Source organism: Agrobacterium sp. SORGH_AS_0440 (genome assembly GCF_031453135.1).
GTDB classification, from domain to species: Bacteria; Pseudomonadota; Alphaproteobacteria; order Rhizobiales; family Rhizobiaceae; genus Agrobacterium; species Agrobacterium pusense.
The window spans coordinates 17914-39722 of record NZ_JAVIYR010000001.1; the positions used below are offsets into that span (position 1 = coordinate 17914).

19 protein-coding genes are annotated in these 21809 nt (G+C 60.5%); 1 reads left to right on the forward strand and 18 read right to left on the reverse strand.

Going from position 1 to position 21809, the window contains the following annotated elements; genetic code table 11:
- Nucleotides 1-55: 55 nt before the first annotated feature.
- The 5 genes from QE453_RS00115 to ampC form a co-directional block, all read right to left on the reverse strand.
- Complete coding sequence (locus QE453_RS00115) at nt 56-238, reverse strand: hypothetical protein (protein WP_044459299.1); 183 nt, start codon at nt 236-238, stop codon at nt 56-58.
- Nucleotides 239-439: 201 nt separating this feature from the next.
- Nucleotides 440-2383, reverse strand: coding sequence for a methyl-accepting chemotaxis protein (locus tag QE453_RS00120; protein WP_309776130.1), 1944 nt, complete (start codon nt 2381-2383; stop codon nt 440-442).
- A 407-nt stretch (nt 2384-2790) separates the two neighbouring features.
- The gene (locus tag QE453_RS00125; protein WP_309776131.1) at nt 2791-5580 is read right to left on the reverse strand and encodes a bifunctional aconitate hydratase 2/2-methylisocitrate dehydratase; all 2790 of its coding nucleotides are present in this window, start codon (nt 5578-5580) and stop codon (nt 2791-2793) included.
- A gap of 201 nt (nt 5581-5781) precedes the next feature.
- A complete protein-coding gene (locus QE453_RS00130; RefSeq protein WP_072492933.1) occupies nt 5782-7104 on the reverse strand; it encodes a solute carrier family 23 protein in 1323 nt (440 codons plus the stop codon).
- A gap of 244 nt (nt 7105-7348) precedes the next feature.
- A complete protein-coding gene (gene ampC / locus QE453_RS00135; protein WP_309776132.1) occupies nt 7349-8506 on the reverse strand; it encodes a class C beta-lactamase in 1158 nt (385 codons plus the stop codon).
- Between the two features lie 131 nt (nt 8507-8637).
- Between ampC and QE453_RS00140 the strand changes: the two genes are divergently transcribed.
- Nucleotides 8638-9516 carry a LysR substrate-binding domain-containing protein gene (locus tag QE453_RS00140; protein ID WP_006700572.1) on the forward strand — a complete coding sequence of 293 codons (879 nt, stop codon included), beginning with the start codon at nt 8638-8640 and terminating at the stop codon, nt 9514-9516.
- Nucleotides 9517-9521: 5 nt separating this feature from the next.
- Here the strand turns inward: QE453_RS00140 and chrA are convergent, their stop codons facing one another.
- From chrA to QE453_RS00205, 13 genes are all read right to left on the reverse strand, one after another.
- Nucleotides 9522-10751 (reverse strand): chromate efflux transporter, encoded by a 1230-nt coding sequence (gene chrA, locus QE453_RS00145; RefSeq protein WP_162699369.1) that lies wholly within the window; start codon nt 10749-10751, stop codon nt 9522-9524.
- A 137-nt stretch (nt 10752-10888) separates the two neighbouring features.
- Complete coding sequence (locus QE453_RS00150) at nt 10889-11647, reverse strand: aspartate/glutamate racemase family protein (protein WP_107339632.1); 759 nt, start codon at nt 11645-11647, stop codon at nt 10889-10891.
- Between the two features lie 11 nt (nt 11648-11658).
- Complete coding sequence (locus QE453_RS00155; protein ID WP_309776134.1) at nt 11659-12477, reverse strand: ABC transporter permease; 819 nt, start codon at nt 12475-12477, stop codon at nt 11659-11661.
- 2 nt (nt 12478-12479) lie between these two features.
- Nucleotides 12480-13391 carry an ABC transporter permease gene (locus QE453_RS00160; RefSeq protein WP_309776135.1) on the reverse strand — a complete coding sequence of 304 codons (912 nt, stop codon included), beginning with the start codon at nt 13389-13391 and terminating at the stop codon, nt 12480-12482.
- A 227-nt stretch (nt 13392-13618) separates the two neighbouring features.
- Complete coding sequence (locus QE453_RS00165) at nt 13619-14908, reverse strand: PotD/PotF family extracellular solute-binding protein (RefSeq protein WP_309776137.1); 1290 nt, start codon at nt 14906-14908, stop codon at nt 13619-13621.
- A 30-nt stretch (nt 14909-14938) separates the two neighbouring features.
- Nucleotides 14939-16024 (reverse strand): ABC transporter ATP-binding protein, encoded by a 1086-nt coding sequence (locus QE453_RS00170; protein ID WP_309776138.1) that lies wholly within the window; start codon nt 16022-16024, stop codon nt 14939-14941.
- A gap of 284 nt (nt 16025-16308) precedes the next feature.
- Complete coding sequence (locus QE453_RS00175; RefSeq protein WP_022562608.1) at nt 16309-17034, reverse strand: amino acid ABC transporter ATP-binding protein; 726 nt, start codon at nt 17032-17034, stop codon at nt 16309-16311.
- Nucleotides 17012-17671 (reverse strand): amino acid ABC transporter permease, encoded by a 660-nt coding sequence (locus QE453_RS00180; protein ID WP_022562609.1) that lies wholly within the window; start codon nt 17669-17671, stop codon nt 17012-17014. Before QE453_RS00180 ends, QE453_RS00175 begins: the two co-directional genes overlap by 23 nt.
- Nucleotides 17668-18339, reverse strand: a complete 672-nt coding sequence (locus QE453_RS00185) for an amino acid ABC transporter permease (RefSeq protein ID WP_034496560.1) — start codon at nt 18337-18339, stop codon at nt 17668-17670. Before QE453_RS00185 ends, QE453_RS00180 begins: the two co-directional genes overlap by 4 nt.
- 69 nt (nt 18340-18408) lie before the next feature.
- Nucleotides 18409-19194: a transporter substrate-binding domain-containing protein gene (locus tag QE453_RS00190; protein WP_004444890.1), complete on the reverse strand. Its 786-nt coding sequence runs from the start codon at nt 19192-19194 to the stop codon at nt 18409-18411.
- Nucleotides 19191-19943 (reverse strand): GntR family transcriptional regulator, encoded by a 753-nt coding sequence (locus QE453_RS00195; protein ID WP_309776140.1) that lies wholly within the window; start codon nt 19941-19943, stop codon nt 19191-19193. Before QE453_RS00195 ends, QE453_RS00190 begins: the two co-directional genes overlap by 4 nt.
- A 167-nt stretch (nt 19944-20110) precedes the next feature.
- Entirely contained in the window at nt 20111-21094 is a 984-nt protein-coding gene (locus QE453_RS00200) for a 3'-5' exonuclease (RefSeq protein WP_309776142.1), read from the reverse strand.
- A gap of 193 nt (nt 21095-21287) precedes the next feature.
- On the reverse strand, nt 21288-21701 hold the full coding sequence (locus QE453_RS00205) for a hypothetical protein (protein ID WP_034496568.1): 414 nt from the start codon (nt 21699-21701) through the stop codon (nt 21288-21290).
- Between the last annotated feature and the right edge of the window lie 108 nt (nt 21702-21809).

Sequence of the window (21809 nt, forward strand, 5' to 3'; positions counted from 1 at the left end):
TGTTACCGCAAAACGAGCCAAAGGCAAAGTGCCGCCACACGACAACCTTCAAAGATCAGGAAGCGATGGCCAGAATGAGCGCGATCATAAGCAGCATGGGGCCCATCCACTTGAAGTGACGCGCCACCGGTGGCCGGTGGGCTGGATTTCCCGACAGGGACAGATATCCGAACCCCACCAGCGTCATCCAGAGGCCGACGCAGAACATGATGAATTCATCAATATAGGCTGCGATCATGTCTTCCCCTCCCAGGCACCGCCCCAATGGCGGCAAACCTTACCAACATGACGACGAATGGCAACGAATAGCCACGGCGCAGTGGCAGGCTGATCCGTCCCGAAAAGCAGAACACCGGGCTCAGGCTAAAAACCCGACCCCGGTGCCCCTGTCTGGAATAGTGCTTTCAGCGCCATGGAGGGCGTGAAGGCAGAGTGGGTATCAGAACTCCTCCCAATTATCCGTTGTCGTATTCAGTGCCGCGTTGCCGGAGAACGCCGCCCTGATCCGGCCGCCAAGGGCGCGGGCCGGTGAGGTCGCCGGTCTGTCGGCCGACGAAGCGGTTCGCACGGGCGCGGAAGCCTCGCTGTAACCGGCTTCAGACAGCTTGAACTGGGCGATCAGCCGGTTGAGCGACGACGCCTCGCGTGCGAGCCCGTGGCTCGCCGCGGTGCTCTCCTCCACCATTGCGGCGTTCTTCTGGGTGTCCTGGTCCATCTGATTCACGGCCGTATTGATCTGCTGGAGACCGGAAGACTGTTCCTGTGCCGATTCCGCAATCGCCGCCACGTGGCGGTTGATCTCCTGCACTTCCGTGACGATCAGTTCCAATGCCTTGCCGGTCTCTCCGACGAGCTGCACGCCTTGCTGGACCTGACCGTTCGAGGTCGTGATCAGGTTCTTGATCTCCTTGGCGGCGCCTGCGGAACGCTGCGCCAGTTCGCGAACCTCCTGCGCGACAACGGCGAAGCCCTTGCCCGCCTCGCCCGCACGGGCAGCCTCCACCCCGGCATTCAGTGCCAGAAGGTTGGTCTGGAAGGCAATCTCATCGATAACGCCGATAATATTGGAAATCTCATTCGCGGATGTCGCGATCTGTTCCATCGCGGCAACGGCCTTCTGCACCACGTCTCCGGATCTTTCGGCGCCGATCTTCGCGCGGCTGACGAGGTGTCCCGCTTCCTGCGCCCGTTTGGTCGAATCCTTCACCGTCGTGGTGATCTCTTCCAGTGCCGCAGCGGTTTCCTCTACCGCCGCAGCCTGCTGCTCCGTCCGTTTCGCCAGATCGTCGGCCGCTGCGCGGATTTCTTTTGCGCCGGAATCAATGCCACGGGCATTCTGGGCCACCTGGTTGAGCGTCGACTGCAGCTGTTCCGCGGCCCTGTTGAAGTCGCCGCGAATGCCGTCCAGGCTCGGCACAAACGGCTGCGCTATGCGGTAAGTGACATCGCCTTCGGCGATCTTCGAAAGCGCGGTGGCAAGATTGGTGACCGCAAACTGAACGTCGGCGGCTTCCTGCGCCTTCTGTTTCTCCCGCTCGATCCGATCCTTTTCGGACATGGACCGGTTCGCGTCCGTTTCAGCCTCGAGCCGCAGGCGCTCCACTGCGCTTTCGCGGAACGCTTGAACGGTGGCGGCCATCTGACCAACTTCATCCTTGCGATCCATGCCGACGATTTCGCTTGCAGTATCCCCCGTCGCCAGCGCTTCCATGCGGGCGCGAAGGCGCGCAATCGGCGTGGTAATGCCGCGGGACGAGATGAGCAGGCCAAGCGCGATCACGGCCAGAGACATGAGTGCGAGTGTGACAACACCCGTCCAGATCGTCGTATTCGTGCTTGCGGTAAGGCGCTCCCGGCCCTCATTCATGACCTGGATGAGCTGTTCGTTACCCGCACTGATTTTCGGCGAAACCTCGGTGATTTTCCGCAGGACGTTAAGCGCCATCTGCTGGGCTTCGGCCCGTTGTCCTGCCTGCATGAGGGAAATGACCTGATTGCCGATTTCCTCGACCTCGACAACACCCTTGAGGATGTCCCGCGCGGCGTCCGTGCGGGCCGGCACGAGTTCCATGATCTTGTTCTGGCGTTCCTCGAGCTGCTTGCGATCTGCCCTGAAGGTCTTTACGGCCGCTTCGAAATCGCTGCTGGCCGGATCGTTGAGGCTGGCGCGAAGCATCTGCATGCCGAGCGCATTGAGATTTCCGCTTGTTCTGGCGTTCAGCACCGCAGCAAGGGCCTCGTGGCCGATGAAATCACTATAGACATTATCGGTGCTTTTATATTGCAGGCTGACATAGCTTATGCCGGAAAGCGACATCAGGCTCATCAGCGAGATGACAAAAACGACCTTCGTTTTTATCTTGGTATTCTTCAGGAATGACATGAACGGCCTCAAGGCAAGCGCTCCTCCTGCCGCCGCACGGGTGGCCGGGGGAACCATATGATGAAACATCGCGGGTAGCTGTTGCCCCTCCTCATAGGGCGACAAGCGGGTGCCTTTTTCGAACCGCAGGGCAGGTCGTGACGGGTCCGCTTGTTCTACCGGCTCCACCGATAAAACCTTGGAACCTGCGTATTTTAGATTTCACAAAACAACTAAACGAAGTGTTACCCTTGCCATGCAAGTGCTGACAATTCGGCATGCCGCAAACGGCTATTGTCTTGATAATGCTCAAGGCCCGGCGGGCCAGCGACAAGGGCCAATACAAAAAGGGCAGCGGGAATATCTCCCCGCCGCCCCTCTTTCATTCACCGCACCCTCCCGCATCCAGATGCAGGCGGTATTGCGGATTAATAATGCACCGACTGGGAATCGATCGGCGTCGTCTTCGGCGGAGCGAACTTCGTCAGATCGATGCCCTCGACGGCGGAACGATACTCCTCGATGCTCGGCGTACGGCCGAGAATGGCGGACAGCACCACGACCGGTGTCGAGGCCAGAAGCGATTCACCCTTCTTTTCGGCACTGTCTTCAACGACACGGCCCTGGAAGAGACGCGTCGAAGTTGCCAGAACCGTGTCACCCTTGGCTGCCTTTTCCTGGTTGCCCATGCACAGGTTGCAGCCCGGGCGTTCCAGATAGAGGATGTTTTCGTATTCGGTCCGGTTCGTTGTCTTCGGGTTGATGTCATCGAATTCGAAGCCGGAATATTTCTGGAGGATTTCCCAATCCCCTTCCGCCTTCAGCTCGTCGATGATGTTGTAGGTCGGCGCGGCAACGACGAGCGGCGCCTTGAATTCGACCTTGCCTTCGGTCTTTTCGATGTTGCGCAGCATCTGCGCGACGATCTTCACGTCGCCCTTATGCACCATGCACGAGCCGACGAAGCCGAGATCGACCTTCTTGGTGGCGCCATAATAGGAAACCGGACGGATCGTATCGTGCGTGTAGCGTCTCGAAACGTCGTTGTTGTTGACGTCCGGGTCGGCGATCATCGGTTCGTTGATGACATCGAGATCGACGACGACTTCAGCGAAATATTTCGCGTTCGCGTCAGGCTTCAATGCTGGAACTTCACCGGAACGGATTTCCGCAATGCGCTGATCCGCCTTCGCAATCAGGCCTTTAAGCGTCTGTGCGGCGTTGTCCATGCCCTTGTCGATCATGATCTGGATGCGCGACTTGGCGATCTCCAGCGACTCGATCAGCGTTTCGTCTTCGGAAATGCAGATCGACGCCTTGGCCTTCATCTCGGCCGTCCAGTCGGTGAAGGTGAAAGCCTGGTCGGCAAGCAGCGTTCCGAGATGGACTTCGATGATACGACCCTGGAACACGTTGTCCCCGTGCTGCTGCAGCATCTGCGCCTGCGTTGCGTGCACCACGTCGCGGAAGTCCATGTAGGGCTGCATCGTTCCCTTGAAAGTGACCTTGACCGATTGCGGGATCGGCATGGTCGCCTCGCCCGTGGCGAGCGCCAAAGCGACGGTGCCGGAGTCCGCACCGAAGGCGACGCCCTTGGACATGCGGGTGTGGCTGTCGCCGCCGATGATGATTGCCCGGTCATCAACGGTGATGTCGTTCAGCACCTTGTGGATCACGTCCGTCATGGAGTGATAGACGCCCTTCGGATCACGGCCGGTGATGACGCCGAAATTGTGCATGAAGGCCATGAGCTTCGGCGTGTTGGCCTGAGCCTTCTTGTCCCAGACGGACGCCGTGTGGCAGCCGGACTGATAGGCGCCGTCCACCAAGGGCGAAATGACGGTGGCCGCCATCGCTTCCAGTTCCTGCGCGGTCATCAGGCCGGTCGTATCCTGCGAACCGACGATGTTGACCTTGACGCGAACGTCGGAACCGGCGTGCAGTACCTTGCCAGGCGTCACGCCAACGGCGTTGCGGTTGAAGATCTTCTCGACGGCGGTGAGGCCCTGGCCTCCGATCGAAATTTCCTTGTTCGGTGCAAATACAGGGGTCGCCTCGACGCCAAGCGTTTCAGCGGCAAAAGTCTGGAGCTTCTTGCCGAAGACGATGGCATAGGAGCTCCCAGCCTTCATGAATTCCATCTTCTGGGGTGTGAAGGACGAAGCGAGGTCGACCAGCTCGGTGCCGTTTTCGTCCCGCAGCTTGCGATTCTTGGCGTCGATCTTGAGGACCGTGCCGGTCTCGACCGAATATTTCTGCTCAAGGATGGGGTTGCCGTCATTGTTGAGGATCGGCTTGCCGTCTTCGCCGAGCTTCTTCACCCAGTTCTTCAGATTGATGCCGATGCCACCCGTCACGTCGACGGTGGTGGCGAAAATCGGCGAAATGCCGTTGGTGCCCGCAACGATGGGGGCATAGTTGACGAAGGGCACGTAGGGGCTGGCCTGCTTGCCGGTCCACAGCGCCACGTTATTGACGCCCGACATGCGCGAGGAGCCAACGCCCATCGTGCCCTTTTCGGCGATCATCATCACCCGCCTGTCGGGGTGCTGCTTCTGCAACGCGACGATTTGCGCCTGCGCTTCCGGCGAGATCATACACTGGCCGTGCAGCTGGCGGTCGGAGCGCGAATGCGCCTGATTGCCCGGCGACAGGAGGTCGGTCGAAATATCGCCTTCGGCGGCGATGAAGGTGACGACCTTGATCTCGTCCTCGACATCGGGAAGCTTGGTGAAGAACTCGGCCTTGGCGTAGCTTTCAAGCACGTCCCGCGCAATCGCGTTGCCGGCCTTGTAGGCATCCCGCAGGCGGAACATGTCGGCATCGTAAAGGAAAACCTGGGTCTTCAGCACTTCACCCGCCTTGGTGGCGATTGCGGCATCGTTGCCGAGCGCGATGTCGAGCAGCACCTTGATCGACGGGCCGCCCTTCATGTGCGACAGCAGTTCCAGCGCGAAGGTCGGGGTAATCTCGGGGACGATGACGTCGCCGAGGATGATCTGCTTCAGAAACGCAGCCTTCACACCGGCGGCGCTCGTGGTTCCCGGCAATGTGTTATAAATGAAAAACTTCAGGGCATCGGCGCGGTGTTCGCTGCCTGCATCCTTGATCAGTTCGATGATTTCGGCGGTCAACGCACCGTCATCGATCGGCTTGGGCGCAAGTCCCTGTGGTTCTCTGCTTTTGATTTCAGCCAGGTAATCCAAGTAAAGGTTCATCGCAATCCCAACGTCATGATGTCTATGGAGCCGAACACAGCGCCACCAAACGGTAGTGCTGGTCGCCCCCGGGTTTCTGTCGGTTTCGACTACGCCAACCGGGGGCCGCTGACAAGATGTCGCATGCCTGTAAGCGCGGGGATGCGCGATATTTCGCCCATCCCACATCTTCGCCGCCAGGCCGCGCCGGCACTCCCCGCCTTATCGTCCCTGCGCCGGCTTGCCGAGGCCGAGCAGATGATAAAAGGCGATGGCGCCGATTGTCGCCGTGCCGATGCCATCGAGCGTGAATCCGCCCACATTCAGCTTGAAATTTCCTGCCCCCAGAACAAGGGCGATACCCACCGTGATGAGGTTGCGTGGCTCGGAAAAGTCGACCTTGTTTTCCACCCAAATGCGCCCGGCGGTTGCCGCGATGAGGCCGAAGACGACGACGGACAGACCGCCGATGACCGGCCCGGGTATCGTCTGTATCAGCGCGCCGAATTTCGGCGAAAAGCCGAGGAGGATGGCCACCAAAGCCGCGACAATGAAAACGAGCGTCGAGAAGATGCGGGTTATCGCCATGACGCCCATGTTCTCTGCATAGGTGGTCATGCCGGTTCCGCCAAAGGCGCCGGAGAAGATGGTCGCGATGCCGTCGCCGATAAAGGCCCGACCGAGGTAGGGATCGAGGTTCCTGCCGGTCATCGCGCCGATAGCCTTGATGTGCCCGAGATTTTCGGCCACGAGGATGACGACGACCGGAGCTATGAGTGCGATTGCCGATGCGGAAAAGACCGGCGTGGTGAAGGTTGGCAATCCGAACCAGGCTGCGGCGGCGACGCCTGAAAAATCAACCGGTTTGCCGAGGCCGAGACCGTTCGCCACCACGAGATAGGCGAGATAGGCGATCGCGCCGCCGATGAGGATCGGCAAGCGCCGCGCCATTCCGGGCGCATAGACGGCAATCGCACCGACCGAGGTGACCGTCAGAATGGCAATCCATCGCGACAGCTGGTCGCCATCGGGATTGCCGGGGCCGGAGCCGGAGGCGCTGGCTATCGCGATGGGCGCAAGCACGAGGCCGATGGCGGCAACGATGGCCCCCGTCAGGACTGGCGGCATCAGCCGCTCGATCCAGTTATGACCGGCAATCATGACGATCACGCCAATCAGTGCATAAAGCACCCCCGCGGCGATGATGCCACCGAGCGCAAGCGCGATATTCGGGCTTGCCGCGCCCGCCGCCGCCCCGGTCGCCACCAGAACGGGGCCGATGAAGGCGAAGGATGAACCAAGATAGCTCGGCACGCGACCGCCAACGGCGATGAAGAAGATCAGCGTGGAAATACCGGAAAACAGGATCGATACATTCGGATCGAAGCCCATGATCAGCGGCGCGAGAACCGTGGAGCCGAACATGGCCACGACGTGCTGCAAACCGAGCACCGCGGTCTGCCCGGCGGGCAATCGCTCATCCGGCATGATGCGCCCTTCGGTTTTCAATCGCCAGCGAGGAAAATAACCACCCGTGTCGCTCATCGTCGTCCCCCACGAACCGCCCGGCGCGAGACTGACGGCTTTTCCGTCGCAGATCGCAGCCGCGCAAAAAGAGTTGCCTTTTGATGATAAGCGCGGTCGGCCGAGATCGAATCGGTGGCCGGCGTATCTTTTCTCCGGTAGCGCGATTGGTTCTCGCTGTCATCCGGGCGGCGGGATCGAAATGCGTTTGGCGCCGGCGGGAGTGCGCTCCGCGCCGGCACGGCAAGGAAGCATCGGGCGGATATCAGTCCGCCTTGTCGACAGCCGTCAAAATCTCAACGGCCGCCGTGACACGATCCTCATTGGGATAGTTTTTGTTGGCCAGTATGACGATGCCGAGTTTCCGTTGAGGGATGAAGGCGACATAGGCGCCAAAACCATTGGTGGAACCCGTCTTGTTGACGAAGACATCCTGTCCGGGCTTCAGGGGCGGCGCGATTTCCTGCACCGGAACGGTCTTGAGAAGAGCGCCGGAATTGGACTGGACAAGCGTCTTCAAGGCGACAGGCCGGGCATATTGCTCCCAGATGAGATCCTGCGTCATGGCGCCGACCGCGAAATAACCGGTATGGGTGCTTGCGATCGCCTGCCGGATCTTGCCGTCCAGCTTTTCAAGCCCCAGATTCGCGTTGACGAAGCGGATCATGTCTGTCGCCGTCGATCTGACGCCATAGGCTTCCGAAGAGAGAATGCCCGGCGTCAGGCGGGCCGGCTCGTCGTTTCGCGTGTAGCCCTGTGCATAATTGGCCAACTTCGCCTTGGGAACGACCGTGAACGTGTCCTTCAGGCCGAGCGCAGGAAAGAGCGTGTCCTGCATGGCGGCGTCGTAGCCCTGCCCCATCGCCTTTGCCGTGATGTAGCCGAGCATGCCGATGCTGGGATTGGCGTAGGTCCTGTGCGTTCCGGCGCCGTAAGAAGGCTTCCAGCTCTTGAGATAAGCCAGCAGCTGCGTTTCCGTTTTGACATTGTCAGGCACCTGTAGCGGAAAGCCGCCTGCGGTGTGGGTGCCGAGATGCGTCAATGTAACGTCACCGAAAGCGGAACCCTTCATGCCCGGAAGATAATCCTTGACCCTGCCGGACAGCGACAAATGCCCGTTCGCCTCGGCGTAGGTCGCAAGAATAGCCGTGAATGTCTTGCTGATGGAGCCAAGTTCGAACAGCGTTTCAGCCGTCACCGGCTGGCCGGTGCTTTTTGACATCGCGCCGTAAGTGAAGATGTAACTCTCTCCATCGACGCTGATGCCGACCGCAAGCCCGGGTATGCCGTTCTTTTCCATGATTGGCTTGATCGCCGCATCCGTTATCGCCTTCAGCCTCGCCCCGTCGTCGGCCAGAGCCGGCGTGAGGAGGATCGCCGAAAGCATGGCCGTCCATACGATATGTCTGCGGTGAAAATTCATCTGTCGCGTCTCCAAAACCTCAGGTGGATATCAGGCGTTTCCCCAGCCAGCGCGAAAGACGTTTAGCCGCCCTACATTGCACGAACAAATCATGATATCTCGGAGGAGACACAAGAAAATCTAGGTCTCGAATGGTCCGTCAATTTCTTCCCCTGAACGGTTTGCGCGCGTTCGAAGCTTCCGCGCGGCATCTGAGCTTTACCCGCGCGGCGATCGAACTTTGCGTGACGCAGGCCGCTGTGAGCCAGCAGGTCAAGGGACTGGAAAAGCGGCTGGGCGTCGCGCTTTTTCAGCGTCTCCCGCGCGGCCTGAAGATAACTGCGGAAGGCGAAGCCCTGCTGCCGACGGTGACCAGTTCCTTCGACCAGATGGCAACGACGCTTGACCGCATCGAGGCCGGGCAGGTGCGCGAACTGCTGTTTCTCGGCGTTGTCGGCACCTTCGCGGTCGGCTGGCTGCTGCCGCGCCTGCAGGCGTTTCAGAAGCGCCACCCCTTTATTGACGTCAGGGTGTCCACCAACAACAACCGGGTGGATATGGCGGCAGAGGGGCTCGATTTTGCCATTCGTTTCGGTCAGGGCTCGTGGCACGGCACGGATGCGTTTCGTCTCTTCGACGCGCCGCTTTCGCCGCTGTGCACGCCGAAACTGGCGGAAACGCTGAAAGCGCCGGCCGACCTGATGGAAGCGACATTGCTGCGCAGTTACCGCGCCGATGAATGGAGCAGCTGGTTTGCGGCGGCGGGCGTTACGCCGGCCGCACAGGTCAATGCCGGCATTGTCTTCGACACGTCGCTCGGGATGATGGAGGCCGCCCTGCAAGGGCTCGGTGTCGCGCTGGCGCCGCCGTCGATGTTTTCACGGCATCTGGCTTCCGGAGCGGTCGTCCAACCTTTTCCCGTCACCATATCGCTCGGTAGCTACTGGTTGACCCGGCTGCAATCGAAACCGCCGACCCCAGCCATGCAGGTCTTTTCCGACTGGCTGTTCGACAGCATCGGCACTGCCTGAAGCCTTTACACGAGGGCGAGCGCCACGCCGCCGGCCGCGCAAAGAAGAACGACGACCCATGGCGGCGCTTTCCAGACCGTCAGCAGGATGAAACCCGCAAGCGCCAGTGCAAAATCCCTGGGGGTGAAGACGGCGCTGGTCCAGACGGGATCATAAAGCGCCGCGCCCAATATGCCGACCACCGCGGCATTGGCGCCTCGCATGGCCGCCTGCGCCACAGGATGCCGGCGAAAGCCCTCCCAGAAAGGAAGTGCGCCGACGAGAAGCAACATGCCGGGCAGGAAGATGGCGACGAGAGCGATGGCTGCGCCCGCCACGCCGTTCGGCTGAGGGCCCGCCACCGCGCCGAGATATGCAGCAAAAGTGAAGAGCGGACCGGGCACGGCCTGCGTTGCGCCATAGCCGGCAATGAAGGCATCCCTGGTGACCCAGCCCGAGGCGACGACTTCGGATTGCAGCAGAGGCAACACCACGTGGCCGCCGCCGAAGACCAGCGCGCCGGCCCGATAGAAGGCGTCAAACAAGGAGAGCCCCTGCCAGGCCGCGCCCGCCGCAAGAACCGGCAGCAGAACGAGAAGAAGGGCAAAAGCCGCAAGCGAAACATATCCCACGCGTTTCGACACGCGGAAGGCAAGATGGCTGGTCGACCCGGCCGAGGCGGCGCGGCAGAAGACCAGCCCGGCGAGCGCTCCGGCGCAAAGCGCCAGGATTTGCCCGAAAGCGCCGGCGATGAATACGACACAGACGATGGCGGCCATCGCGATGGTCGCGCGCTCACGATCCGGTGAGAGGCTTTTTGCCATTCCCCATACCGCCTGGGCGACCACGGCAACAGCGACGATCTTCAATCCATGCAGCAGTCCGGTGCCGACGGGGCCTTCGATGGATGCGGCGACCATTGCGAACGCGACGAGAAGAATGGCAGATGGCAGCGTAAACGCCGTCCAGGCGGCCAGCGCCCCGAGCGGCCCTGCCCTCAGCAGCCCGAGCGCAAAGCCCACCTGGCTGGAAGCGGGACCGGGCAGAAACTGGCAGAGCGCCACAAGGTCCGCATAACCGGCTTCATCGACCCATTTGCGCCGGACGACCAGCTCATCGCGAAAATAACCGAGATGAGCGATGGGGCCGCCAAAGGATGTGACCCCGAGCTTCAGAAAGGCCGCGAAAACTTCGCCGGGCGTTCCGATTTTGTGACGCGCGGTGTCATTCGAAATCGTGGGTGTCGAGGAATTCAACGATAGCTCCCTAAGCGTATGACGGCTGCGCATACACATCGTCCGCACTGAAACGCCGAGGGTATCAGACACTATTACGACAGGGATATGAAGGGCCTGGCGAAATCAGCACCGTGTGAACCGGACCGGGAAACGTCTCAGCCGCCCTCCGGCATCCCGCCGCTCCTGCCCGGCTGAAACATGTCCAGCAATCCGCGATAGGGCTTGGCGACCGGCGTGGCATAAGCGCCGCGCTTGGCGGTGGAGAGCCCCATGGATACCAGTGCTTCCGCCTGTTTGACGGCTGCTGCGACGCCGTCAATGACAGGGACGCCGAATTCAGCGCGGAGTTCCGCCGTCAGGTCGGCCATGCCGGCGCAGCCGAGCACGATCGCCTCGGCACGATCCTGCCTCAGCGCCAGGGAGATTTCCTCCCGCAGCCTTTCGCGTGCATTCGAACCCGCCTCTTCCAGCGATAGCACCGGAATGTCGGCGGCACGGACTTTGCAGCGGGAAGACATGCCATAGCGCTGGACGAGATGTTCGAGCGGCAGCCGGGACCGTTCCATCGTCGTGACGATGGTGAATTTCTGCGCGATGAAGGCCGTGGCGGAAACCGCCGCCTCACAGATGCCGATGACGGGAATATCTGCAAGAGCCCGGGCCGCATCAAGCCCGGTATCATCGAAACAGGCGATGATCGCCGCGTCGACGCGCAGCGCCGGAGCCTTGGCAAGCTCCAGCAGAAGGCCGGGCACCGCGAATACCTCGTCGTAATAACCTTCGATGGAGACAGGCCCCATGGAAGAGGTGACGGCGAGGATTTCCGTATCGCGGCCCGCCACCCGTGTCGCGGCGTCGGCGATGGTCGCGGTCATGGACTGCGTGGTATTGGGATTGATGACGAGAATGCGCATCTTGGGTTTCTTCATCCGCGCGAATGGCGTCGATTGAGGGTGACGATCAGGCCGAGCGTGGCCGCAATCACCAGGAACGAAAACAGGGTGGTAACGGCGCCGAGCGCATAAAGCACAGGGGTCGTGACATTGGTGGTCATGCCGTAGATTTCCAGCGGCAACGTGTTGTAGGTGCCAGACGTCATCAGCGTGCGGGCGAACTCGTCGTAGGAAAGCGTGAACCCGAAGAGGCCAACACCGATCAGGCTCGGCGCGATCATCGGCAGCACCACATGGGCGAAGGTCTGCCATGAGGACGCACCGAGATCGCGCGCCGCTTCCTCATAGGACGGCGAAAACCGGTTGAAGACGGCGAGCATGATGAGAACGCCGAAGGGCAATGTCCAGGTCAGATGCGCGCCAAAAGCTGATGTATACCATGAAGGTTCAAGCCCAAGCTGCTGAAACAAAACACCAATACCAAGGGATATGATGATGGAAGGCACCACCAAGCTAGCGACCGACAGATAAAACAGCGGCGTCGCGCCGATGAATTTGCGACGGAAGGCAAGGCCTGCCAGCAAAGAGACGAGCACGGTTACGACCATGACCATCAGGCCGAGAGCGAAGGAACGGCGGAACGATCCGCCGAAATCGCCGACTGCCTGCTGTTCGAAAAGATTGCCGAACCAGTGCAGCGACACGCCGTTCAGCGGGAACGTCAGGCCTCCGTTCGGCCCCTGGAAGGCGAGGATGAGGATGGCCGACAACGGGCCGTAAAGAAACAGCACGAAGAGGGCGAAAAAGAAAGCGAGGATATAGAATTCGCGGCTGCGTTTTTCCCGATGCATAATCAAAGCTCCTTGCGGATATCGACGATGCGCAGGATGCCCGCGACCATCAGGAGAACGAGGACGAGCAGGATGACGGCATTGGCGGCAGCGGCCGGATATTGCAGCAGCGACATCTGGTTCTTCATCATCAGCGCCACCGAGGCGCTCTGGCCGCCCGACATGACCTGAACCGTGGAAAAATCGGCCATGACCAGCGTGACAACGAAGATGCTGCCGATCGCCATGCCGGGTTTTGCGAGCGGGATGATGACATTGGTGAGCGTCTGCCAGCCGGTCGCACCAGCGTCGCGCGCCGCCTCGATCAAGGATTTGTCGATGCGCATCAGCGTGTTGAAGATCGGCGTGACCATGAACAGCGTATAAAGATGCACCATGGCCAGCACCACGGCAAAATCGGAATAGAGCAGCCATTCGATCGGCTCGGGGATGATGCCGGTGCCGACCAGCGCGCTGTTGACGAGACCGTTTCGCCCCAGAACGGGTATCCACGAAATCATGCGGATGATGTTGGACGTCAGGAAAGGCACGGTGCAGACAAGGAACAGCACCATCTGCATGGTGGTGGTGCGGATGTGAAAGGCGAGGAAATAAGCCACCCAGAAACCGCAGAACAGCGTGATGGCCCAGACCATCGCTGCATATTTCAGCGTATTTAGATAGGTCTGCCAGGTGACCCACGATCCCAGTGTCTCGCTGTAATTGAAGGTCACAAAATCAGGATACATCTGGGCAAAATCGTAGTCCCAGAAGCTGACGACGGCGATCATGAGGATCGGCAGAGCCAGGAAAAAGCCGAGGATCAGGAAAAGCGGGGCAGCCTGCACATAGGAGACGAGTTTTTGTGGCAACGCGAAGCTGCGGTGCTGTCTGTCCTTCTTGTCGCTGACGCCGATGAGTCTGACCGTCACCATGGGGAGCCTTTCTGTGGATTTGCAGAAGTGCCGGCGGCATTGCCGCCAGCGGGCACGTTGGAAGGTCCGCCACACCCTCGACGTCATCCTCGGGCTTGACCCAAGGATCCAACCACGTCTGATGTGGTGGTTTGTTAGATCCTCGGTTCAAGCCCGAGGATGACGTCGAGAGGTGGGTGCCTGTCGCAATTGACCGGCGGCACTTGCCGCCGGTCGTCCTGAAAGCATCACGCCGCGATGAACTCGTTCCAGCGGCGAACCATGTAGCGGTCTTCGTCCATGACCGAGTTCCAGCACGCCACCTTGCCCATGCGCTCCTCGAAGGAACCGCCATCGCGCACGGCACCGGCCTTTTCCATGACCTTGCCGTCTGGCGCGATGATATCGCCCTGAGCGGCCTTGCCCTCGACCCAGTAACCCCACTCGTCGGCGGTCATGTGCTCCTTCGCCGTTTCCATGGCGGCGGAGTAATAACCCTGACGGTTGAGGTAGGCGCCGACCCAGCCCGAGGTGTACCAGTTGATATATTCATAGGCTGCATCGAGCTTTGCACCGGACAGATGCTTGGCGAGACCGAGACCGCCGCCCCAGGAGCGATAGCCTTCCTTCAGCGGCTGATATTTGCAGGCGATGCCCTTCGAGCGGACCGCGGCAACGGCCGGTGACCACATGGACTGGATGATGACTTCGCCCGAGGCCATGAGGTTGACGCTTTCGTCGAAGCTCTTCCAGAAGGCGCGGAACTGGCCGTCCTTCTTGGCCTTGATGAGGAAATCGATGGTCTTGTCGATTTCCGCCTTCGTCATGTTGCCCTTGTCGGCATATTTGATGTTGCCCATGGCTTCCATGATCATCGCCGCGTCCATGATGCCGATGGACGGGATGTTGAGGATGGAGGTCTTGCCCTTGAACTTGGGGTCCATGATATCGGCCCAGCTGGTGATATCGCGGCCGACGAGATCGGGGCGGATGCCGAGCGTATCGGCATTGTAGATGGTCGGAACCATGGTGAAATAATCGGTCTCACCCTTGGCAAATGTCTTGTCGCCGGGCTTCTCGACGTAACCGACAGTGTGCGGCGCAGTGCCCTGCGCGACCACGCTGTCAGGCTTCAGCTTGCCGTTTTTGAACAGCGGCACGATCTTGTCGTAATATTTGAGCTTCTTGATTTCCATCGGCTGGATGACGCCGGCCGGATAGACTTTCTTCAGGATCCAGTATTCGATATCGGCGATATCGTAGGAGTTCGGCTGGGTGACGGCGCGCTGGGCAGCGGCGTCGGAATCCGTCGCCGTCATCTCCAGCGTGATGCCGAGGTCCGCCTTGCACTTTTCGGCAATGGCGTTGAGGTTGGAGACGCCGGTGCCGAACTGGCGGATGGTGATGGGGTTCTGCGCCCAGATGGTCGGGAAGCCGGTGATGAGGCCGGAGCCGATCGCCGCACCCGCGGCAGCCGCGCCCGCTTTCAGGAGGCCGCGGCGGGACAGGCCCTTCTTGCTGCTGGTGGTATCGGTCATTGCAAAGTTCTCCTCTGGTTATTTTTGGGGTCACTTCTCTACCCGGCCGAGCACGATGGCATCGGCCGCATTCCATGAAAGCGGTATGGCGTCGCCGGTCCTGACCGGGTTTTCGAAAAAGGCGGCGTCGCTGAGGATGACGTTGAAATCCTCCATGCCGGCGCCGGTCACGGCGATCTTCACGGTGGCGCCGCGATACTCGACATTGGAGACGATGCCCGTGAAACCGAGACCGGGTTGATCGGTCTCACCCACACGCACCCGATCGGTGCGAACGGCGATATCGACCGCCCCGTCATCCGGCGCCGCGCCTGTCGCGGTAAATGTGCCGCCGCCTGCGACTTCAAGCGTCACCAGCTCGCCGGACCTTTCCCTGAATCGTCCGGAAATGACATTGTGGTCGCCCATGAAGCGGGCGACGAAAGCGGTCGCCGGTCGCTCGAAAACCTCACGCGGGGTCGCCGCCTGCTCGATCCGGCCGTCATTCATGACGACGATGATATCGGCCAGTGCCATCGCCTCTTCCTGACTGTGGGTGACGTGGACGAAGGTGATGCCGAGTGAAGTCTGCAGCTTCTTCAACTCGGCGCGCATGCGGATCTTGAGGAAGGGATCGAGCGCCGAAAGCGGCTCGTCCAGCAACAGCGCCTCGGGATCGGTAATGAGCGCGCGCGCCAGCGCCACGCGCTGCTGCTGCCCGCCGGAAAGCTGGGCCGGGCGTCGGCCGGCATAAGGCTCGAGCTGCATCAGGCGCAGCATGTCCAGCGCCTTTGTGCGCCGGGTTTCCCTGTCCACACCCTTCATCTTGAGGCTGAAGGCGACATTGTCGACGAGATCGAGATGCGGAAACAGCGCATAGGACTGGAACATCATCGCCGTGCCGCGCCGGGCGGGCGGCAGATCGGTCACGACGGTGTTGCCAAGCCTGACATCGCCGCTGGAAATGCTCTCGTGACCAGCGATCATCCGGAGCGTCGAGGTCTTGCCGCAGCCCGACGGGCCGAGCAGGCAGCAGTAGCTCCCCGCCGGTATCTTCAGGCTTACCGCATGGACGGCGGTGGTGTTGCCGTAAATCTTGGATACGGAAGCGATGTCAATTGCGGCGGCTTTGCTCATAAACACTCTCCTGCGACACTTCTATCCATGCAGGAGGCGTGCCAATCGGCTTTCTCATTGATGCAAAAGGATAATTTAAATGGGGAGAAACACCGGTTGGGAAGAGTGCCCAAATTTACAGCGATTGTTTTCGATGCGATGGAAAAATTGTATGCAATCTTGACGACTAATTGATTACGCGCCGCTGGTTCACATGGCGCATGAACGCGCAAGTCGCAGCGCGAAGCCTGCGGCGCACGGGCCACTGCGCACGCCGTTCTGCAGGCGTGCGCAGCCATGGAATGTTAGAGCACACCGAGGAACTGCCTGAGTTCCGGTGTGCGGGGGTTAGCGAAAACTTCTTCCGGCGGGCCGATCTCGTGTACCCGTCCCTGATGCATGAAGACGACGCGCGAGCAGACGTCACGGGCGAACTTCATTTCATGCGTCACCATCAGAAGTGTCATGCCCTCCCTGGCAAGCTCACGCACGACAGCGAGCACCTCGGACACCAGTTCCGGGTCAAGCGCAGACGTGATTTCATCACACAGAAGCGCGATGGGCTGCATGGCAAGCGCGCGGGCGATGGCCACGCGCTGCTGCTGACCGCCGGAGAGCTGGTCCGGATAGGAGTCGAACTTGTGCGCCAGACCGACACGCTCCAGCATCCTGCGCGCCATCGCCTCCGCCTCGGGCGCCGCCAGCTTCTTCACAACCATCTGCGACAGCATCACATTGCCGCCGGCAGTCAGATGCGGAAAGAGATTGAACTGCTGGAAAATCATGCCCACCTTTAATCTGAGGGCCTTCAGATGCAGCTCGTCATCAAGCAGCTGGGCGCCCGCCACCTGAATGGAGCCGCTGCTGATCGTCTCAAGACCGTTGATACAGCGTAGCAGCGTCGATTTTCCCGAACCGCTTTTCCCGATGATCGCGATCACCTCTCCGGGCTCGACATCCAGGTTGATGCCCTTCAGCACTTCGTTGTCGCCAAAGCTCTTGTGGACTTCAGTGATTTCGATGAGCGACATTGAGCTTCCTTTCGAGAAACTGGCTGGATTTCGACAGCGGCCAGCAGAGGGCGAAATAGATGAGCGCCACCAGCCCGTATACCGTGAAAGGCTGGAAGGTCGCGTTGGTGACGATCGTGCCGGCCTTGGACAGTTCGACGAAACCGATAATGGAGGTGAGCGCGGTGCCCTTGATGACCTGGACGGAAAAACCGACTGTCGGTGGAATGGCGATCTTCATCGCCTGGGGCAGGATGACGTAACGCATCTGCTGAAGGCGGCCCATGGCAAGGCTTGCCGAGGCTTCCCATTGCCCCTTTGCGATCGACTCTACACAGCCGCGCCAGATTTCCGCCAGAAACGCAGCAGTCCACAGGATGAGCGCCACGCCTGCGGCAAGCCAGGCTGGAACATCGATTCCGAAGAGGCCGAGGCCGAAAAAGGCGATGAAAAGCTGCATCAGGAGCGGCGTGCCCTGAAAGACTTCGATATAGATGCGGGCAAGACGGCTCAAGGCCGGACGCGGACTGATGCGCAGCCACAGAAGCGCGAGGCCGACCAGGCCTCCGCCAGCGAAGGATACCAGCGACAGCAGCAGCGTCCAGCGCGTGGCAAGCAACAGGTTGCGCAGAATATCCCAGAAGGTGAATTCCATCATCGCGCCAGCCTCCGCGGAAAAAGGAAGCCGCCCAGCGCCAGCATGCCCTGCCGCAGCAGGATCGCGAGCAGCAGGTAGATCACCGTCGAAACAATATAGGCCTCGAAGGCGCGGAAGGTGCGCGACTGGATGAAGTTGGCCGCAAACGTCAGGTCTTCCACCGCGATCTGCGAGACAACCGCCGACCCGAGCATGACGATGACAACCTGCGACGTGAGCGCTGGCCAGATGCGCTGCAGCGATGGCCGGAGCACCACGTGGCGGAAGGTTTCGAAGCGCGTCATCGCAAGGCTTGCCCCCGCCTCGAACTGGCCTTTCGGTGTTGCCTGGATGCCGGCGCGAATGATCTCGCAGCTATAGGCGCCGAGATTGACGATCATCGCCAGATTGGCGGCGGTCAGCTCCGAAAGCTTGAAACCAAGCGACGGCAGGCCGAAAAAGATAAAAAACAGCTGGATGAGGAAAGGCGTATTGCGGATGAGTTCGACGTAACCGCCGACGATGGGCCTAAGCCAGGAGGGGCCAAGCGCACGGGCCCAGGCGCAGGCGGTGCCGAGCGACACGCCGATGACGCCGCCCACCAGCGTCAGCTGGCTGGTGATGGCAATACCCTTGGCAATCTGCGGCCAATATTCGCCGAGCCACAGGAAATCAAATTGATAGCTCAAGAAAAGTCCCCTTGCGCCGGTGGTGAGAAAGCCGTCCCGGGGAACCGGGACGACGGGGATATGTGACGATCAGAGATCGGCCGGCAGATCCTGCCCGAGCCATTTGGTGGCGATGGCATTCAGCGAACCGTCCGCCTTGGCCGCGGCGATAGTCGCATTGACCTTTTCCAGCAGGGCCGTCTCATTTTTGTTGAGGCCGATGTAGCAGGGCGAATTCTTGATCAGGAATTTCATTTCCGGCCGCTTCGGCGGGTTCTTCGCCAGAATGGCGGCGGCCACCACATTGCCGGTTGCGACAACCTCCGCCTGACCGGACAGGAAGGCGGAAATGGTGCCGTTATTGTCCTCATAGCGCTTGATGGTGGCGTCAGCGGGCGCAACCTTCGTCAGCTCGAGGTCTTCGACAGAACCGCGTGTCACGGCAACGGTCTTGCCCTTAAGGTCCTCGGCTTTGGAGAGGGAAACGTCCTGCGGACCGAACACGCCGTTGAAAAATGGAGCATAGGCGGTCGAAAAATCGATGACCTTCTCGCGTTCAGCGTTCTTGCCGAGGCTGGAGATCACCAGATCGACCTTGTTGGTCTGCAGATAGGGAACACGGTTGGCGCTGGTGACCGGCACCAGCTCCACCTTCACGCCCAGCTTGTCGGCGATCAACTTCGCGACGTCGATGTCATAACCCTGCGGGGTCATGTCGGCCCCGACACTGCCAAAGGGTGGAAAATCCTGCGGCACGGCGACGCGCAGCGTGCCGCGTGCGGCAATGTCGGCAAGGGCGTCCGCCTTTGCGGGGGCGGAAAATCCGAAGGCGGCAGCCATGGCGGCGGCGGCGATGAAGGTCCGTCTGAATATCATGGGTCATTCTCCTTGTGCTGGTTCTGTTGCTCGGTTTTTTTGTCGGTATCGCCGCGGTTATGTTCCGGAAGGGCGAGCGAGTGGCGAAGACCGGCGAGCGGGTCAGGTCGCCGGGTGAGATCGAGGCCGGTTTCCACTTCGTCCAGATGTTCGATTGAAAGCTCCGCCGCCCTCACGAAATCGCCGGCTGCCATCGCCTCGAATATCCGGCAATGTCCCTGATGCGACTGCAGCGCATGGAATTCCGACTGGTAAAGCATGGAAATGAGGATCGTGCGGGCCGTCAGGTCGCGCAGCAGTTCAACGAGGACGGCATTGCCGCAAAGCTCGGCGATCCTGATGTGAAAATCGCCCATGAGGCAGGTCAGGCGCTGCCGGTCGCCCGCGGCTATGGCGACTTTCTCTTCCTGGAGATGCGCCAGGAGAACGCCGCGCCCTTCTTCGGTAAGGGTCCGCATACTGCGCACCAACCCGGATTCGATGATCCGGCGCGCTTCATAGATGGTCATCGCCTCCTCGGCAGACGGCTCGACCACGAACCAGCCCCGCCTCGCACTAACGTGCACGATTCCCCGGGTTTCCAGCCGCATCATCGCCTCGCGTACCCGGGTGCGCGATACGGAGAAAAGACCGGCAAGCTGGTTTTCGCTGAGCCGTGTGCCCGGCCGGATACGCGCCGACAAAATGCCGGATACGATGGCCTCTTCAATGTTTAGCTGACGATCCTGCCTGGTATGTAAATCTTGCATACAAGACAGAAAGCAAAGCCCGTGCCAGACGGATTCCCCACTTTAAATCGCGGGGAAAACGACATGAGCTCAAAATTTGAGCAATCCGCCCAGCGCACACGAAAGAAGCAGCCTGTTAACAGGACAGATTTTCATCACTCGATCAAAACGCCCGCAGGCGATTAACCTTACCCGGCCTTGAACCGGTCGAAAGCCGTGAGATATTTGACCGTAGGGTCGGCGTCCCAGCGATAGATTTCGGTGCGCAGAAAATGCAGCTCCTCCGCCAGCATCTCTTCCGGCAGCTCCGCCCACCAGGATTTCGGCCGGCCGTCCGAACCGTCCGACCAGCGATAACCCCGCTTTTTCAGGTGATCCTTCATATCGAAGGGGCTGTTCTCCGCGTAGATCCGGACGCGCGATCTACGGCTAGCCGCGTGAAGCTCCATGAAGGGCGTCATGCCTTCCTGGCCCGGCCGGTTCTGCTCGAGCACCTCCAGCAGCGCGAAGCAATCATCAACCGCGCGATGGCCATCATGGAAATAACCGGACTGACCGATCAGATAACCCAGCTTGTTGCCCTCAAATCCACGCACCCGCCAATCGATTTCGGAAACGGAGCAGGCCCAGGCCTTGTCATTGAATATGGCCGAGAAGGCTTCACAGAAGGGACGGTCGAAGCCAGCATTGTGGGCAATGATCAGATCGGCATCGCCGACCAGAGAAGCCAGCCGCTCCATGTCGATCGCCTGCCCCGCGACCATGTCATCGGTGATCCCTGTCAGCCGGGTGATCTCCGCCGGTATGGCGACGTTGGGCTGCCGAAGTCCGCCGTAAATGCCGGTGACGTCGCCAATGGCGCCCTGATCGTCGAACGTGAAGGCGATGACGCCGATCTCGATTATTTCGTCCGTCCGGTGGTTCAGACCCGTGGTTTCCGTGTCGAGGATCACGCCCCGGCGGGAAAATTCCGGCCTTGGCCGTTCCACGACCTGACGCGGCATGAGCTTGCGCAGAACGCGGTAATTGCCGGTGGATTCGAGATAGCCCGCCAGCCCCTCATCATCCATTGCGACCCTCTGCACCGCTCCGCGTCCCGGCATTTTTCGCCCCCGTTCGGTCTCGGGAAGCCGCGCGGCCGCGGAAGCGAAAAAGTCCAACTGGGAGGTCATGAGGTGCCTGCCGCCTTGCCCGGAAATCGAAAATCAGTACTCCAACATATGCGTAGAGGCTCACGGTAACAACAGCAGACGCTCTCATCCACAGAAAGGCGGCGCCAATCCGTTAACGAAAGACACGCACGGTTTCAGGCTTCGGAAAAAACCGCCGTCATCTGTAAATCTGCGGCGATCTCAACCACGGCGGTCAGGGAGCCGGACGCCCCAGGACAGTCTCGCAGCTCGCCGGATCGCCGATGATCTCGCTCGTGGTGATGATGGAAGCTGCGTCCGCGGTGATCTTGATGATGCAATCGCGGCGATGTTGCTTGATTTTCATGCCCTCGGTCTGCGAGACCTGCGCCTGCCCGTCGACGGTCCGGTATTCGCGCCGGTTGCTGAGCCCCGCATAGGTCTCGACATCCACTTTCAGCCAGTAGGATTCGGTTGCGCCCTTTTCGATGATGACCTTGTTGGGGCGGCCAAGCCGGGCGATTGCCGCCTCCCGCGGCTGCCCTTTAAAACCGGCCACAGTGCGGGTGATTTCCGTCTGCCCGGTGCTGGTGCACGCCACGGCCATGGTCAGCATCGCTGCCAGCGCTCCGGTTTCAAGCAATCTCATGTGCAATTCATCCCCTCGTCACACGTCACCGGCCCGCGGGTTGCGGTCGCCGCCGGCCGCAAATCTAGGAGCGATCATCTCGCACTGAAAGGAGGAGCGGCGTATGGG